This window comes from Streptomyces sp. NPDC101225 (assembly GCF_044767585.1).
In the GTDB taxonomy this organism is placed as follows: Bacteria; Actinomycetota; Actinomycetes; order Streptomycetales; family Streptomycetaceae; genus Streptomyces.
Genome location: NZ_JBIWOE010000005.1, coordinates 19,189 through 33,491 on the forward strand (window position 1 = coordinate 19,189; position 14,303 = coordinate 33,491).

Here is a 14,303-nt window from a genome sequence, read left to right on the forward strand (position 1 = left end):
TCGGGCGTGGCTCCTTAGCGTCTGGCGCACCCCGCACGAGAGGAAGAACAAAGATGTCCCCCCTCGCACCATCCGCCCGCGGCAGCAGACTGGCCCTCCTGGTCGTCGGCCTGTGCTGGCTGGCCGTGCTCTTCGACGGCCTCGACATGTTCATCTACGGCTCCGTCCTGCCCCACCTGCTGGAGACGAAGACCTTCGGCCTCACCGCCGACCAGGCCGGCGACCTCGGCAGCTACGCCACCTTCGGCATGCTGGTCGGCGCGCTCGCCGCGGGGACGGTCGCGGACCGGATCGGCCGCAGGAAGCTGATGATCGGCTGCGTGACGCTGTTCTCGCTGGCCTCCGCGATCTGCGCGATCTCCGGCAGCGTCGCCGTCTTCGGCCTCGGCCGGACCCTGGCGGGCGTCGGCCTCGGGGGGCTGCTGCCCACCGCGATCAGCATGGTCGGCGACTACGCGCCCCGCGGCCGCGGCGCCCTCGTCATCGGATTGCTGATGACCGCGCACCACGCGGGCGGCATCCTCTCCGCGTACGTGGCCAGGTGGCTGGTCGACCCGGTCGGCTGGCGCGCGGCCTTCTGGGTCTGCGTCGTCCCGCTCGTCTTCGCGCCGGTGCTGGTCAAGCTCCTGCCCGAGTCGCTGAGTTTCCTCGTCGCCAAGGGCCGTACGGACGAGGCCCGCGCACTGGCCGACCGCTACGAGGTCGACCTGCCCGCCGCCACCGGCAGGAAGACCGCCGCCGACCGCTGGGACGCCCTGGCCAGCCTCTTCCGCGGCAGCGAGTGGATCCAGACCCTGCTGTACTGGCTCGCCTCCTTCGGCGGTCTTCTCCTGGTCTACGGCGTCGCCACCTGGCTGCCCACCCTGATGCGCACCCAGGGCTACGCGCTCGCCAGCGCCCTGACCTTCGTCGTCGTCTTCAACCTCGGCGGCATCGTGGGCATGCTGGTCGCCGGCCGCGCGGCCGACAGGTTCGGGGCCCCGCGCATCTCCGCGATCTGGTTCGCCCTGACGGCCGCGGGCGTCTTCCTGCTCAGCGTGCACATGTCGATGGGCGTCACCACGCTGATCGTCTTCCTCACCGGCGTCTTCCTCAACAGCGCCCAGACGATGATCTACGCGACCGTGTCCCTCCGCTCCGCCCCCGACAGCCGCGCCACCGCGGTCGGCTGGACCTCCGGCATGGGCCGCTTCGGCGCCGTCTTCGGCCCCTGGCTCGGTGGCCGGCTCCTCGCCGCCGGCCACGGCGACTGGGGCTTCACCGCCTTCGCCCTGGCCGGAGTCTCGTCCATGGTCTTCATCGGCGTGGCGGCCCTGCGCACCGCGAGGTCCGCCACCCCGGCCACCAGCGACCCGGAACTGGTCACCGCGCACTGAACGGGGGCCGTCCCCGGTCAGGGGGGACGGGCCCGGACGCCGGCCACCGCAGCGGATGCGGGGGCCGGCGACCGGCGTCACGCTCGGAGTATGAGCGAGCGGTGGGACATCCGGCGTACGGGCCCGGAGCAGGCACCGCACCGGGTGCTGATGATCCCGGGCGGGCTGTGCTCGACCGAGTTCTACGCGGACGTCATGTCCGAACCGGCCCTGGCGGGGCTGAGGCTGGTCGCGGTCACCCTGCCCGGCTTCGGCGGCACCACGGCACCCGCCGACGTGAGCGTGGACTCCTACACCCGGCTGCTGGCGCGGTTCGCCGCCGAGTCGGGCTGCGACGTCGTCGTGGGCCACAGCCTCGGCGCGAACGTGGCCGTCGAGATGGCGGCGGCGGGCCTGTTCCGGGGGCCGCTGGTGCTGCTGTCCCCGGCCTTCTCGCGCCGGGACGAGGTCACGTTCCTGGCCGTGATGAACGCCCTGGGACGGGTGCCCGGACTCGGCGGGGCGAGCTGGGCCGCCATGCTCACGCTGCTGCCGAAGGCCATGAAACGCGAACTGCCCGCGCACCGCGCCGAGGCGCTGGCCGCGGACATGGCCGCCAACGACCCGGCCACCTGCCGCCGCATCGTACGGGGCTACTACGCGTACCTGGACCGCCACCCGTCCCTGGTCCCACGCCTGTGCGAGGCCGCCGTGCCGGCCTGGGTCGTGCGCGGCGACCACGACGAGGTCGGCCTGACGGACGGCGAGCGGCGGGGCCTGGAGGCCTGCCCGCACGTCCGTATGGTGACGGTGCCCGAGGCCGGGCACGCCGTGCTGGTCGAGCAGCCCGCACGGGTCGCCGGCGTCGTCGCGGACGCGGTCGCCGCGGCGGGCTGACGGCACGGCCACCGGCCCGGTGGTCCCGGCGGACGGGACACTGGGGCCATGCACGACACACATACGGGGGCGGCTCGCCTGTGGGCCGTGCTGCGGGCTGAGCTCACCGCCCGCGCCTGGAGCGAGGCCGCGTACTGTCTGGCCGGCCTCCCGGTGGCGCTCGTCGGGTTCGTCCTCGTCCTGGTGCTGCTCGCAATCGGCGCCGCCTTCACCGTCTCCCTCGCCGGAGCCGTGCTCGGCCTGCTGCTCGTCGTCACCGCGACCGGGCTCGCCCGCGCCGTCGCCGCCGCGCACCGCGGGCTGGCCGCGCGTCTGCTGGGGGAGCGGGTGCCGGCGCCCCCGCGGCTCAGGCCCGCGGGGGCGGGCGTTCACCCGTCTCGACGCGCGGCTGCGGGACGCCGCCGGATGGCGCTCGGTGGCGTACGTGCTGGTCAAGCTGCCCGTCGCCGCCGTCCAGTACTACGCCCTGAGCTGGTGGGTCACACCAGACTGCTGGCCGCGGGCTCGGCCGGAGTGGGCTGTCTGCTCAAGGACCGGGTCGCGAACGTCGCCGAGTTCACCGACGCCCTGCACCGCGTGGCGGGCGGCGGCACGGCCCTCGACCCCGAGGTCGTCACCCAGCTCGCCGGCGCCGCGCGCGGGGCCGAGGCCCTGGAATCGCTGACGGCACGCGAGGGCCAGGTGCTGGCGCTGATGGCGGAGGGCCGGTCCAACGCGGCCGTCGCGCAGGCGCTGGAGGTCTCGGCCGGCACGGTGGAGAAGCATGTGGCCGCCGTCTTCGCCAAGCTGGGCCTGCCGGCGTCGCAGGACGCGAACCGGCGGGTGCTGGCGGTGCTGCGGTACCTCGGGGCGTGAGCCGGCGCCGGATCGCGGGAGCGCGGCCCGCCACCGGGCCGCCTCAGCTTCCGGTCCGCACCCCGTCCAGCGCGATGGCCAGCACGCGGTCGCGCTGGGTGTCGTCGGCGAAGACCGTCCCGGTGATGCCGGCGACCATGCGGATCAGGTCGCCGAAGTCCATGTCCCCCCGGGCCACGCCCGCCTCCTGGGCCCGCGCGAACAGCGGCCCGCCCGCCGCGTACATCGACTCGCGGCAGGCGTCGAAGATCTCGGACTCCTCGTCCAGCGCCTCGCGCACCGCCCGCTTGGTCACCATGTAGTCCGTGAACCGGGCGAGCCAGGAGGTCAGTGCCTCCCACGGCTCCCGGCCGGCGACCTCCTCGGCGACCCGGACGAGCTCGTTGACCTCGTCCGCGTAGACGCTCTCGAACAGCTCGCGGCGGGAGGGGAAGTTCCGGTACAGGGTGCCGATACCGACGCCCGCCCGTTTGGCGATGTCCTCCAGGGACGCCTCGGCGCCGTGCTCGGCGAACGCCTCGCGCGCGGCGGCCAGCAGGGCGTCGTAGTTGCGCGCGGCGTCCTTGCGGTGCGGGCGCCGGGACGCCACGAGCTCACGGACGGGGTACGGCTGGGCCGACACTGCTGCCTCCCGGGCGGGACGAGTTGAAACGGAGGTGCGCCTCCGCTACAGTGGAGGGGTACCTCCACTTTACCAGTGCGAGTGCGATCGCCGCGGATCCGTGCGGCCGCACCCGGCACATCCCCACCTTTCCGCGACCGCTCACCGCGGCCGTCGGCGTGCCCCCAGGTGCCCAGCAGGCGCCGCGGGCCCGTACGACCGTGCCCGAGGACCTCGGCCGCACCCCGTTCGTTCGGAGAGGCACTTCCATGCCCCGCAAGTCCACCCGTCTCACCTTCGCCGTCCTCGCGACCGGCGCCGGTGTGTTCGCCATGCTGCAGTCGCTGATAGCGCCGGCCCTGCCGACGGTCCAGCACGCGCTGCACACCTCGCAGTCCACCGCGACCTGGGTGATGACGGCCTACCTGCTGTCCGCCTCGGTCTTCACCCCGATCCTCGGCCGCGTCGGCGACCTGATCGGCAAGAAGCGCACGCTCGTCGCCGTCCTGCTCGTCGTGCTGCTCGGCTGCCTGATCGCCGCGCTCGCCCCGACCATCGGCGTACTGATCGTCGCCCGCGTCGTCCAGGGCGTCGGCGGTGCGCTCTTCCCGCTCTCCTTCGGGATCATCCGTGACGAGTTCGACGCCTCGCGGGTCAGCGGCAACATCAGCAACCTGTCCGCCGTGATCGCCGCGGGCGGCGGCGTCGGCATCGTCACCGCCGGGCCGATCGTCTCCGCGCTCGACTACCGCTGGCTCTTCTGGATCCCGGTCGCCGTCGTCGCGGCCACCGTCCTGATCGCGATGCGCTACGTCCCCGAGTCGCCCACCCGGGCCGAGGGCGGCGTCAGCTGGCTGGGCGCGGGCCTGCTGTCGGCCTGGCTGGTCGCGCTGCTGCTGCCGCTCAGCCAGGCGGGCACCTGGGGCTGGGGTTCGGCCAAGGCGATCGGCCTGTTCGCCGCGGCGGCGGTGCTGTTCGCCGCCTGGCTGCTGGCCGAGGCCCGCTCCCGCACCCCGCTGATCGACCTGCGCGTCATGCGGCTGCCCGCCGTGTGGACCACCAACACCGTGGCGCTGCTGTTCGGCGCGGGCATGTACGCGCTGTGGTCCTTCCTGCCCGGCTTCGTGCAGACGCCCGGCTCCGCGGGATACGGCTTCGGTGCCACTGTCACGGCCTCCGGCCTGCTGATGCTGCCCATGCTGGTGACCATGTTCTTCTCCGGCATCCTCAGCGGCCGCCTGGAGCCGGTCGTGGGCGCCAAGGCCCTGCTGACGGCCGGTGCCGCGCTCGGTGCCCTGGCCCTGGGCATGCTCGCCGCCTGGCACGACCGGCAGTGGCAAGTCGCCCTGGTATCCGGCGTGTTCGGCCTCGGCATCGGACTGGCCTTCGCCTCGATGGCCAACCTGATCGTGGGCAGCGTCCCGGCCTCCCAGACCGGCGCCGCGACCGGCATGAACGCCAACATCCGCACCATCGGCGGCTCCATCGGCGCCGCGGTGACCAGCGTGCTGGTCACCGGCCACCTCCAGCCCTCGGGCCTGCCCTACGCCTCCGGCTACACGCACGGGTTCGCCCTGCTGGCCGTCCTCTGCCTGGGCGCGGCCCTCGTGGCGCTGCTCGTCCCGGCGGCCCGCCCCGGCCGTCTCGCCGCCGCGGCGAGCTCCACGGACGCCCCGGCGGCCAGGGGGCCGCAGGCGGCCGCGCCCGCCGTTCGCGGCTGACGCACGGCGTCGGCCCGGCCCCTCGCGCGGGCGCCGGGCCGACGCGAACACCGCTGCCCGTACGGTAAGGTTGACGTGCGCGATCACGCGGTTCACCGCGAGACGCACCGGGACGTGGCGCAGCTTGGTAGCGCACTTGACTGGGGGTCAAGGGGTCGCAGGTTCAAATCCTGTCGTCCCGACCAGCTTCGAGGCAGGTCGTCGGCCGCTCTCTCATCCGTGGGAGGGCGGCTTCTTCGTGCGCCGGTGAGCCGCCCTGTCGGCACCGAACATCTCCCTCACCTCACGAGCCGCGTAGAGGACCAGGACGTAACCGGCCGCCGGATCCGCCCACCACCAGCCGGCCGCGGCGTGCAGGACGAGACCGGGCAGTACGGCGGTGGCCGGCAGCCCGTCGATCAGGGTGACCCGGCCCTCGGTGGCCGGCACGGGGTTGCCCAGAGCCGCACCGGTGCCGGTCTTGCCGCGGGCCAGGGCGAACATCACCACGGCGGTGCCCGCGGTCCGGCCGATGCCCCGCGGTGAGTGCCGGGGGTGGAACGCGGCGGCCAGCACCCAGGTGGACTGCACCAGCAGGTGGAGGGCGAGCAGCGCGAAGCCGGTACCGATCAGGCGCAGTGCGCGGCGCCGGCGGTCCTCGCCCGTTCCCGACAGCTCCCAGATCACCACGACGGAGGCGCCGATCCCGATCAGGGGGTCCAGGCCGAAGCCGGCGAGGGCGACGGACCTCGCCGAGACCGCGGACCGGGCGAGGATCAGGATGCCGGCGACGTTCCAGCCGAGGGTCGCCTACTCCAGGGCGAAGCCGCGCCGCAGCAGGGCCTCGCGGGCGATGTCATCCGGGCCGGTCACCGCACGAGTGTGACAGGAGCGCACGGCGCGGGCTCAGCGGGTCACCAGCAGCCCGCGGCCGCGCAGCACCCACCGCTCCAGCGGGCTGAAGATCAGCAGGTCGACGGCGATGCCGACGAGCAGGATCAGGAAGATGGCCAGGAACACCTGGGACATGCTGCTGTTGGTGCGCCCGTTCTCCAGCAACTGGCCGAGGCCGACGCCCAGATCGGGCGAGGAGGCGATGATCTCGGCGGCCATCAGGGACCGCCAGGCGAACGCCCAGCCCTGCTTCAGCCCGGCCAGATAACCGGGCAGCGCCCCCGGCATGACGACGTGCCAGACCCCGCGCAGCCCGGTCGCGCCGAGCGTCCGCCCGGCCCGCAGGTACAGCGGGGGGATCTGGTCGATGCCCGCGACGAGGCCGTTGGCGATGGAGGGGACGGCGCCGAGCAGGATCACCGCGTACATCATCGAGTCGTTCAGGCCCAGCCAGATCACGGCGGGCGGCACCCAGGCCACCGACGGCAGCGACTGCAGGCCGGACAGGATCGGGCCGACGGCCGCCCGGACGAACGGCACCCGGGCGACCAGCAGGCCGAGCGGCGTGCCGATGACGAGAGCCAGCAGGAAGCCGAGCAGCCCGCGCGAGACGCTGGTCCAGATGTAGTCGAGCAGGGTGCCCTGCAGCCAGGCCGTGCGCAGCTCGCCCCAGACCTCGGCCGGCGAGGCCAGTTTGTAGGCGGGGACGGTCCCGTTCCACACCAGCGACTGCCAGACCACCAGGACCAGGGCGAGGGCGGTGAGTGGCGGCAGGACCTTGCGGGTCAGGGTCTCGCGCAGGGATGTCCGGGTGGTGGAGGGTGTTTCGAGGGCGTCGAGGCCCGCCTCGACGCCGGTGGCGTCCTGGGCCGGGGTCGTGTCAGTGTCGGCCATGGCGGCGGATCTCCCTGCGCAGTTCTTCGGTGATCTCGACGGACAGGTCGGCGACCGCGGTGTCCTCGATGCGGCGCGGCTGCGGGATGCCGATCGTCCATTCACGGGCGATCCGGCCGGGGCGGGAGGACAGCAGGACGACGCGCTGGGCCAGGCGGACCGCCTCGCGCACGTTGTGCGTCACGAACAGCACGGACAGGCCGGTCTCGGTCCAGACGCGGGTCAGTTCGTCGTGCAGCACGTCCCGGGTGATGGCGTCCAGCGCCGCGAACGGCTCGTCCATCAGCAGCAGCCTGCTGTCCTGGGCGAGGGCGCGGGCCAGCGCGACGCGCTGGCGCATACCGCCCGACAGCTCATGGACGCGTTTGCCGTACGCGCCCCGCAGCCGGACCAGTTCCAGCAGTTCCTCGGCCGTGCCGCGGCGTTCCGGCTTGGCCACCCCGCGCAGTCTCAGGGCGAGTTCGATGTTCTTGCCCGCCGTCAGCCAGGGGAACAGGGCGTGCTCCTGGAACATCAGTGCCGGGCGCCCGTCGGTGGTGATGCCCCCGGCGCTCGGCCGGTCCAGGCCCGCCACCAGGTTCAGCAGCGTGGACTTGCCGCAGCCGGAGGCCCCCAGCAGGGTGACGAACTCACCCGGCGCGACATCGATGCTGATGTCGTCCAGAACCAGCTGCCGCCCGCCGGGCGCGCCCGGGGCGGGGAAGGATTTCGAGACGTGCTCGATGCGGGCGGCGTGCGCCACCGCCGTACCGTTCTCGACCGGTTCGCCGATCGCTGTGGCCATGGTCGTCATCTCCTGGGAACTCGTCCGGTCCGGTGGGTCGTTACCGTGCGCCGAGACCGGCGTCGTCGACCGTGGGCCTGCCCGCGGCCCGGAGGACCTTGTTCAGCGGGGCGAGGTCGTAGATGCCCTTGAGGTCGGGCTCGTCCAGCAGGCCGGCCGTCACCGCGTGCTCCGCCTCGGTGTCGAGCGTCGAGGCCAGCGGGTCGTCGGTGAACCGGATCGACCTCCATGCCGGGTCGATGACGTCGGCCGGCAGTGCCTTGCCCGACAGCTTCTGCAGCGCCGCGTCGGCGGACGCCTTCGCCTTGTCCGGGTGGGCGTTGATCCACTGATTGGTCCTCACCGAACCGCGCAGCACGGCCTCGACGACGTCCGGGTGCCGCGCGAGGAACGTCTGCGACACGACGATGTTCGTGATCACGAACTTCTTGTCCGGCCACAGCGCCGACTCGTCGAGCAGCACCTTGCCGCCCTCGGCGACCAGTTTCGACGCGGTCGGCTCCGGCACCCAGGCCCCGTCGATCGAACCGGCCCTGTAGGCGTCCGGGGTGATCTTGTTGTCCGTACGGACGACGGAGACGTCGCCCTTGCCGCTCTGCGGGTCGACCTTCCAGCCCTTCTCCCCGATCCAGTGGAGGAACGCGACGTCCTGCGTGTTGCCGAGCTGCGGCGTGGCGATCCTCTTGCCCTTCAGGTCGTCCAGGGACCTGATCTTCTTCGGGTCGACGACGAGTTTGACCCCGCCGGACGCCGAACCCCCGATGATCTTGAGGTTCTTGCCGTTCGACCTGGTGTAGCCGTTGACGGCGGGGGAGGGGCCGATCCAGCCGATGTCGAGGGAACCGGCGTTGAGCGCCTCGATCTCGGAGGGGCCCGCGTTGAAGGTCGACGGCTTGACCCTGGTGCCGCCCAGCTCCTTCTGGAACAGGCCCTGCTGGACGCCCACCAGCGCGGTGGCGTGCGTGAGGTTGGGGAAGTAGCCGATCCTCACCTCGTCGGCGGAGAGTTTCCTGGCGCCTGCCGCGACCGCGTTCCGCCGGTCGTCGACGGCCTTCGAACCGTAGCCGCAGGCGGTGAGCAGAACGGGGAGCGCCGTGACGACGGCGAGGGCGCGCAGGGTCTTGAGCGGTCGTACGGCAGACACGGAGGTGTCCTCTCGGGGAACGGGCGGGGCAGGAAGACGCCGATGGCGCGGGAGGGGGACGCACGGTGTTTCTCGCCGGCCTACGGTGACGGCGGTGCCGTCACGGATCGGCGGGCGGGCGGGAGGGTGCGTGGTGCCGCGGGGGCCGAAGGACGTTCTGCGGACGGCCTTCAGACGGATCGACAGATGGCGCTGGAGGTGTGGCCGAAGTCGATGTGGCGACGCGAGGTCAGGAGGGGGAGCGGCCGCTGTGCGCGCTTGAGCGTTCTCATCGCCCCCCGATTCCTAGTTTTCCTACCTGGCTAGTAGGGATCGTGCCAGAAAAGAGCGCCCACCCCAAGGGTTGTCCATATGGTGGACGAAAATCTCTCGAATCACGGGATGGAGGCGACTCGGTCCCGGCGGCGGCGCGCGGTATAGGCCGCCGGCCGCAGACGCGGCGCGGAGGTGCACCGCCGGTCAGCCCGTCCGCAGAACATCAAGTGCCGCCAGCGCCACATGCAGTTCGGTGCGCCGCTCGCCCGACTCCAGGTCGCACTCCAGCAGGCGCTCGACGGCGCGCAGCCGCTGGTAGACCGTTTCGCGGGAGAGCCCGCCGCGGCGGGCGGCGGTGGTCTTGTTGCCGGCCGCGTCGAGGTAGTGGCGCAGGGTCGTCAGGAGGTCCGTGCCGTGCCGGGCGTCGTGCTCGACCAGAGGGCCGAGCAGGCGCTCGGCGTACTCCTGGACGCGGACGTCCTCGCGCAGCGCGAACAGCAGGCGGCGCAGGCCGATGTCGGACAGCTCGTGGAAGGAGCGGCCCTCGGGCGGCGGCGTGCCGGGGGGCACCGCCTCCGCCGCCCGCCCGGCCTCGCGGAAGGAGCGGGCGGCGTCGGAGAGGTCCGCCACCTCGGAGCCGACGCCGACCACCGCCTGCGGATCGACGGCGAGCACGGCGCGGCTGAGCCGCTCGGCCGCCGGCCGCCACGGCCCGGCCGGACCGCGCAGACCGAGCAGCACGCCGAGCCGGCCGGGCGCCAGGACGCCGGCCAGCGCCGGCACCCCGGCCGCCCGCAGATCCTCGGTCAGCCGGCTCTCCGCCTCCGCGTCGCCGGCCTCCGTGCGCAGGTCCACCCGGACGGCGACGAAGGAGCACTCCGCGACGGGCAGGCCCAGCGCGGCGAACCGGGCGTGCGCGGCGGCGGGGGAGCGGTGGCGCTGTTCGGCCAGGTCGCGCAGGGCGCCCCGGTGGGCGGTGCGCTCCCAGGGCGTGGCGTGGATGAGGCGGGCGATGGTCAGGGCCATCGCCGTCCGCTCCAGGACGGTGACGTCCTCGGGCCCGAAGGCGGCGGAACCCGCGTGGACCGGGAGCATGACCACGCGCCCCCGGCGCTCGCCCTGGTACTCCACCGGTGCCACCAGCCAGCCCTCGGGGCCGCCCACCTCGGTGCGCTCGCGGGGCGGTACGGCCCGCGAGCGCCGCTCCCAGCCGGTGAGCGCCTCCTCCACCGTGCAGCCGGAGGGCTCGCAGATCAGCGCCTGGTGCACCAGGTTCTCCAGGACGACGGTCCGGCCGCTCATCTCCGCCGCCGCGCGCACCACCTCCTCGGGCCCCGCACCGCGCAGGGTGAGCGCGGTGAACGCCTCGTGGATGCGCTGGGTCCGGCGCATCGCGTCCGCCTGGTTGCCCAGGAGCAGCGCGTGGACGACCTGGGTCACGTCCAGGAAGTTGACGTCCGCGGCGAGCGTGACCAGCGGCAGGCCGCGGGCCCGGCAGGCGTCCACGAGGGCGGGCGGCGGGCGGTGGTAGCGCCGTACCAGCTCGATGACCAGGGCCGCGGCCCCGACCTCGGCGAGCTCGTCGACGTACCGGCGCACGCCCGCCGGCTCCTCGGGCAGGGGCATGCCGGTGGTCAGGACGAGTTCGCCGCCCTTGAGGAAGGACGCCGGGTCCGTCAGCTCCGTGATGTGCACCCAGCGCACCGGCCGGTCCAGGTGGGCCACCCCCGTGACGACCTGTGGCTGCCCGGCGGCGAGGACCGGCAGGGCCAGCGCGTCGGCGACGGTGAGCGGGCGGCTCGCCGTGCCGGTGGGCGTGCCGGTGGTCTCGCGCAGGGGGGACTCGTTCTCGCGCATAGGGCCTACCTGCCCGCCCGGACACTGTGACAAGCGGCGCTGACCTGCACAGGGGGGACCGGAACCGCGTTCCGGCGGCCCGGATCGGCGGACCGGGCGGCGCTGCGGCTGACACAACGTCCGAACACCGTCCTGCCGCCGGACAGTTCAGGCGTTGTCGTCGTCCGCGGCGGCCGGGACGCTCGAAGGAACGGAGTACCCCGTACGGCCCAGGAGGCCCCCCATGACCGCACTGTCGCCGCACCTCCGCCAGGCCACGCCCGTCGTGGCGGCCCGGGGCGAGGGCGTCCACCTCTACGACGAGGACGGCCGCCGCTACCTCGACTTCACCGCCGGCATCGGCGTCACCAGCACCGGCCACTGCCACCCCAAGGTCGTGGCCGCGGCCCGGGAACAGGTCGGCACGCTCATCCACGGCCAGTACACCACCGTCATGCACCGGCCCCTGAGGCAGCTCGTCGACAAGCTCGGCGAGGTGCTGCCGGCCGGTCTGGACAGCCTGTTCTTCACCAACTCCGGCAGCGAGGCCGTCGAGGCCGCCCTGCGGCTGGCCCGCCAGGCCACCGGCCGCCCGAACGTGCTCGTCTGCCACGGCGGGTTCCACGGCCGTACCGTCGCCGCCGCCTCCATGACCACCTCCGGCATCCGCTTCCGCTCCGGCTTCTCCCCGCTGATGGGCGGCGTGGTCGTCACCCCGTTCCCCACGGCGTTCCGCTACGGCTGGGACGAGGAGACCGCGACCCGCTTCGCCCTGACCGAACTCGACTACACCCTCCAGACCATCTCCTCGCCCGCCGACACCGCCGCCGTCGTCGTCGAACCGGTCCTCGGCGAGGGCGGCTACGTGCCCGCCAACCGCGCCTTCCTGGAGGGCCTGCGCGAGCGGGCCGACCGCCACGGGTTCCTGCTCATCCTGGACGAGGTGCAGACCGGCGTCGGCCGCACCGGCCGCTTCTGGGGCCACGACCACTTCGGCGTCACCCCCGACGTGCTCGTCACCGCCAAGGGCCTCGCCAGCGGCTTCCCCCTGTCGGGCATCGCAGCCTCCGAGGAGCTGATGAGCAAGGCGTGGCCGGGCTCGCAGGGCGGCACCTACGGCGCCAACGCCGTGGCCTGCGCGGCCGCCTGCGCCACCCTCGACGTCGTACGCGAGGAGAAGCTCGTGGAGAACGCCGACGCCATGGGCGCACGCCTGCGCGCCGGTCTCCAGGACGTCGCCGACCGCACGCCCGCCATCGGCGACGTACGCGGCCTCGGCCTCATGCTGGCCAGCGAGTTCGTCACCGAGGACGGCGGCCCCGACCCGGACACCGCCGCCCGCGTGCAACGGGCCGCCGTCGACGAGGGACTGCTCCTGCTGCTGTGCGGGGCCTGGAACCAGGTCGTGCGGATGATCCCCGCGCTGGTCGTCGACGAGGGCGCGGTGGACGAAGGACTCCAGGCGTGGGCGAAGGCGGTGGCGGCCGGGACGGCCGGGTAGACGGGCCGGCGACGGACGCCCGCCCCCGGCCACCGCAGTTCCGACCACCGCAGCTCCGGCCACCAGGAGACACCCCATGACCGACACACCCACGCAGTTGTTCATCGGCGGAGCCTGGGTCGACGCCGTGGACGGCGCCACCCTGGCCGTCGACGACCCCGCGACCGGCGAGATCCTCGCGCATGTCGCCGACGCGGGCCCCAAGGACGCCCGCCTCGCGGAGGACGCGGCCGTCGCCGCCCAGCAGGAGTGGGCCCGTACGGCGCCGCGCGCCCGCAGCGAGATCCTGCGCCGCGCCCACGAGATCATCCTCGACCGCACCGACGAGCTGGCCCGCCTGATGACCGCCGAGATGGGCAAGCCTTTGGCCGAGGCCCGCGGCGAAGTCGCCTACGCCGCCGAGTTCCTCCGCTGGTTCTCGGAGGAGGCGGTGCGTGTCGACGGCGGCTACGGCACCCTGCCCGAGGGCCGCAACCGCATGCTGCTCACCCGCCGCCCGGTGGGCCCCTGCCTGCTCATCACCCCGTGGAACTTCCCCCTTGCCATGGGCACCCGCAAGATCGGTCCCGCCGTGGCGGCGGGCTGCACCATGGTGCTCAAGCCGGCCCCGCAGACGCCCCTGTCCGGCCTGGCGCTCGCCGCGATCCTCAAGGAGGCCGGGCTGCCGGACGGCGTGCTGAACGTCGTCACCACCTCCCGGGCCGGAGAGGTGTGCGAACCGCTGCTGCGCGGCGGGCGCATCCGCAAGCTGTCCTTCACCGGGTCCACAGCGGTGGGCCGGCTGCTGCTGGCCCAGTGCGCCGAGAACGTCGTGCGGACCTCCATGGAGCTGGGCGGCAACGCGCCGTTCATCGTCTTCGACGACGCCGACCTCGACGTGGCCGTGGACGGCGCGATGGTCGCCAAGATGCGCAACATGGGGGAGGCCTGCACGGCGGCCAACCGGTTCTTCGTCCACCGGTCCGTGGCCGGGGAGTTCGCCCGGCGGCTGGCGGCACGGATGGACGCGCTCGTGGTGGGTCCCGGCACGCGCGACGGCGTCGACGTCGGTCCGCTCGTCGACCGGGCCGGCCGTGCCAAGGTCGAGGAGCTGGTGGCCGACGCGGTGGAACGCGGCGCCCGCGTGCTCGTCGGCGGCCGTACCCCCGAGGGACCGGGCTGCTTCTACCCGCCCACCGTGCTCACGGACGTGGATCCCGGCAGCCGTCTGATGGGCACGGAGATCTTCGGACCCGTGGCGGCGATCCTCACCTTCGACGAGGAGGACGAGGTCGTCGCCCGCGCCAACGACACCCCCTGGGGACTGGTCGGCTACCTCTTCACCGAGGGCCTGGACCGGGCCCTGCGCGTCGGCGAGCGGCTGGAGGTGGGCATGGTCGGCCTCAACACGGGCCTGGTCTCCAACCCGGCGGCCCCCTTCGGAGGCGTCAAGCAGTCCGGGCTCGGGCGCGAGGGCGGCCGGGCCGGCATCGAGGAGTTCCTGGAGTACCAGTACATGGCGGTCCCGATGCGCTGACCGTCGCGGGCCGGTAACCGGCGGGCCGTGAACGCGGCCTCCCGCCGTCCGCGACGGGCCCGCCGTCCGCG

General features: G+C 73.5%; 12 protein-coding genes and 1 tRNA gene. 7 read left to right on the forward strand and 6 right to left on the reverse strand.

The window, feature by feature from the left end:
- Window positions 1–53 precede the first annotated feature (53 nt).
- The 3 genes from ACIRPX_RS08865 (at window position 54) to ACIRPX_RS08875 (ending at window position 3,107) form a co-directional block, all read left to right on the forward strand.
- Window positions 54–1,376 (forward strand): MFS transporter, encoded by a 1,323-nt coding sequence (locus ACIRPX_RS08865; protein ID WP_404190345.1) that lies wholly within the window; start codon window positions 54–56, stop codon window positions 1,374–1,376.
- Window positions 1,377–1,466: 90 nt separating this feature from the next.
- On the forward strand, window positions 1,467–2,252 hold the full coding sequence (locus tag ACIRPX_RS08870) for an alpha/beta fold hydrolase (RefSeq protein ID WP_404190347.1): 786 nt from the start codon (window positions 1,467–1,469) through the stop codon (window positions 2,250–2,252).
- A gap of 48 nt (window positions 2,253–2,300) precedes the next feature.
- A complete protein-coding gene (locus tag ACIRPX_RS08875) occupies window positions 2,301–3,107 on the forward strand; it encodes a response regulator transcription factor (protein ID WP_404190350.1) in 807 nt (268 codons plus the stop codon).
- Window positions 3,108–3,150: 43 nt separating this feature from the next.
- Here the strand turns inward: ACIRPX_RS08875 and ACIRPX_RS08880 are convergent, their stop codons facing one another.
- Window positions 3,151–3,729, reverse strand: coding sequence for a TetR/AcrR family transcriptional regulator (locus tag ACIRPX_RS08880; protein WP_404190353.1), 579 nt, complete (start codon window positions 3,727–3,729; stop codon window positions 3,151–3,153).
- A gap of 248 nt (window positions 3,730–3,977) precedes the next feature.
- Here ACIRPX_RS08880 and ACIRPX_RS08885 point away from each other — a divergent pair, with 248 nt between their 5' ends.
- Both ACIRPX_RS08885 and ACIRPX_RS08890 read left to right on the forward strand, forming a co-directional pair.
- Entirely contained in the window at window positions 3,978–5,429 is a 1,452-nt protein-coding gene (locus tag ACIRPX_RS08885) for an MFS transporter (protein ID WP_404190356.1), read from the forward strand.
- A 108-nt stretch (window positions 5,430–5,537) separates the two neighbouring features.
- Window positions 5,538–5,614, forward strand: a tRNA-Pro gene (locus ACIRPX_RS08890).
- Window positions 5,615–5,642: 28 nt separating this feature from the next.
- On the opposite strand, the gene ACIRPX_RS08895 is transcribed toward ACIRPX_RS08890, so the two are convergent.
- The 5 genes from ACIRPX_RS08895 to ACIRPX_RS08915 form a co-directional block, all read right to left on the reverse strand.
- Window positions 5,643–6,098 carry a hypothetical protein gene (locus tag ACIRPX_RS08895; protein ID WP_404190359.1) on the reverse strand — a complete coding sequence of 152 codons (456 nt, stop codon included), beginning with the start codon at window positions 6,096–6,098 and terminating at the stop codon, window positions 5,643–5,645.
- 216 nt (window positions 6,099–6,314) lie between these two features.
- On the reverse strand, window positions 6,315–7,196 hold the full coding sequence (locus ACIRPX_RS08900; RefSeq protein ID WP_404190361.1) for an ABC transporter permease: 882 nt from the start codon (window positions 7,194–7,196) through the stop codon (window positions 6,315–6,317).
- Complete coding sequence (locus ACIRPX_RS08905) at window positions 7,183–7,989, reverse strand: ABC transporter ATP-binding protein (RefSeq protein ID WP_404190363.1); 807 nt, start codon at window positions 7,987–7,989, stop codon at window positions 7,183–7,185. The genes ACIRPX_RS08900 and ACIRPX_RS08905 overlap by 14 nt, the downstream gene beginning before the upstream one ends.
- Before the next feature lie 31 nt (window positions 7,990–8,020).
- Window positions 8,021–9,124, reverse strand: a complete 1,104-nt coding sequence (locus tag ACIRPX_RS08910; protein ID WP_404190366.1) for an aliphatic sulfonate ABC transporter substrate-binding protein — start codon at window positions 9,122–9,124, stop codon at window positions 8,021–8,023.
- Window positions 9,125–9,583: 459 nt separating this feature from the next.
- Window positions 9,584–11,236, reverse strand: a complete 1,653-nt coding sequence (locus ACIRPX_RS08915; RefSeq protein ID WP_404190368.1) for a PucR family transcriptional regulator — start codon at window positions 11,234–11,236, stop codon at window positions 9,584–9,586.
- Between the two features lie 223 nt (window positions 11,237–11,459).
- Here ACIRPX_RS08915 and ACIRPX_RS08920 point away from each other — a divergent pair, with 223 nt between their 5' ends.
- The gene (locus ACIRPX_RS08920) at window positions 11,460–12,716 is read left to right on the forward strand and encodes an aspartate aminotransferase family protein (RefSeq protein ID WP_404190371.1); all 1,257 of its coding nucleotides are present in this window, start codon (window positions 11,460–11,462) and stop codon (window positions 12,714–12,716) included.
- Window positions 12,717–12,792: 76 nt separating this feature from the next.
- Window positions 12,793–14,232: an NAD-dependent succinate-semialdehyde dehydrogenase gene (locus ACIRPX_RS08925; RefSeq protein WP_404190374.1), complete on the forward strand. Its 1,440-nt coding sequence runs from the start codon at window positions 12,793–12,795 to the stop codon at window positions 14,230–14,232.
- The last annotated feature ends 71 nt before the right edge of the window (window positions 14,233–14,303 follow it).

What these genes read in the sequence shown, in the direction of transcription:
- ACIRPX_RS08865 (WP_404190345.1), top strand. Translation starts at nt 54, where the DNA reads ATGTCCCCCCTCGCACCATCCGCCCGCGGCAGCAGACTGGCCCTCCTG.
- ACIRPX_RS08870 (WP_404190347.1), top strand. Translation starts at nt 1,467, where the DNA reads ATGAGCGAGCGGTGGGACATCCGGCGTACGGGCCCGGAGCAGGCACCG.
- ACIRPX_RS08875 (WP_404190350.1), top strand. Translation starts at nt 2,301, where the DNA reads ATGCACGACACACATACGGGGGCGGCTCGCCTGTGGGCCGTGCTGCGG.
- ACIRPX_RS08885 (WP_404190356.1), top strand. Translation starts at nt 3,978, where the DNA reads ATGCCCCGCAAGTCCACCCGTCTCACCTTCGCCGTCCTCGCGACCGGC.
- ACIRPX_RS08900 (WP_404190361.1), bottom strand. Translation starts at nt 7,196, where the DNA reads ATGGCCGACACTGACACGACCCCGGCCCAGGACGCCACCGGCGTCGAG.
- ACIRPX_RS08905 (WP_404190363.1), bottom strand. Translation starts at nt 7,989, where the DNA reads ATGACGACCATGGCCACAGCGATCGGCGAACCGGTCGAGAACGGTACG.
- ACIRPX_RS08915 (WP_404190368.1), bottom strand. Translation starts at nt 11,236, where the DNA reads ATGCGCGAGAACGAGTCCCCCCTGCGCGAGACCACCGGCACGCCCACC.
- ACIRPX_RS08920 (WP_404190371.1), top strand. Translation starts at nt 11,460, where the DNA reads ATGACCGCACTGTCGCCGCACCTCCGCCAGGCCACGCCCGTCGTGGCG.
- ACIRPX_RS08925 (WP_404190374.1), top strand. Translation starts at nt 12,793, where the DNA reads ATGACCGACACACCCACGCAGTTGTTCATCGGCGGAGCCTGGGTCGAC.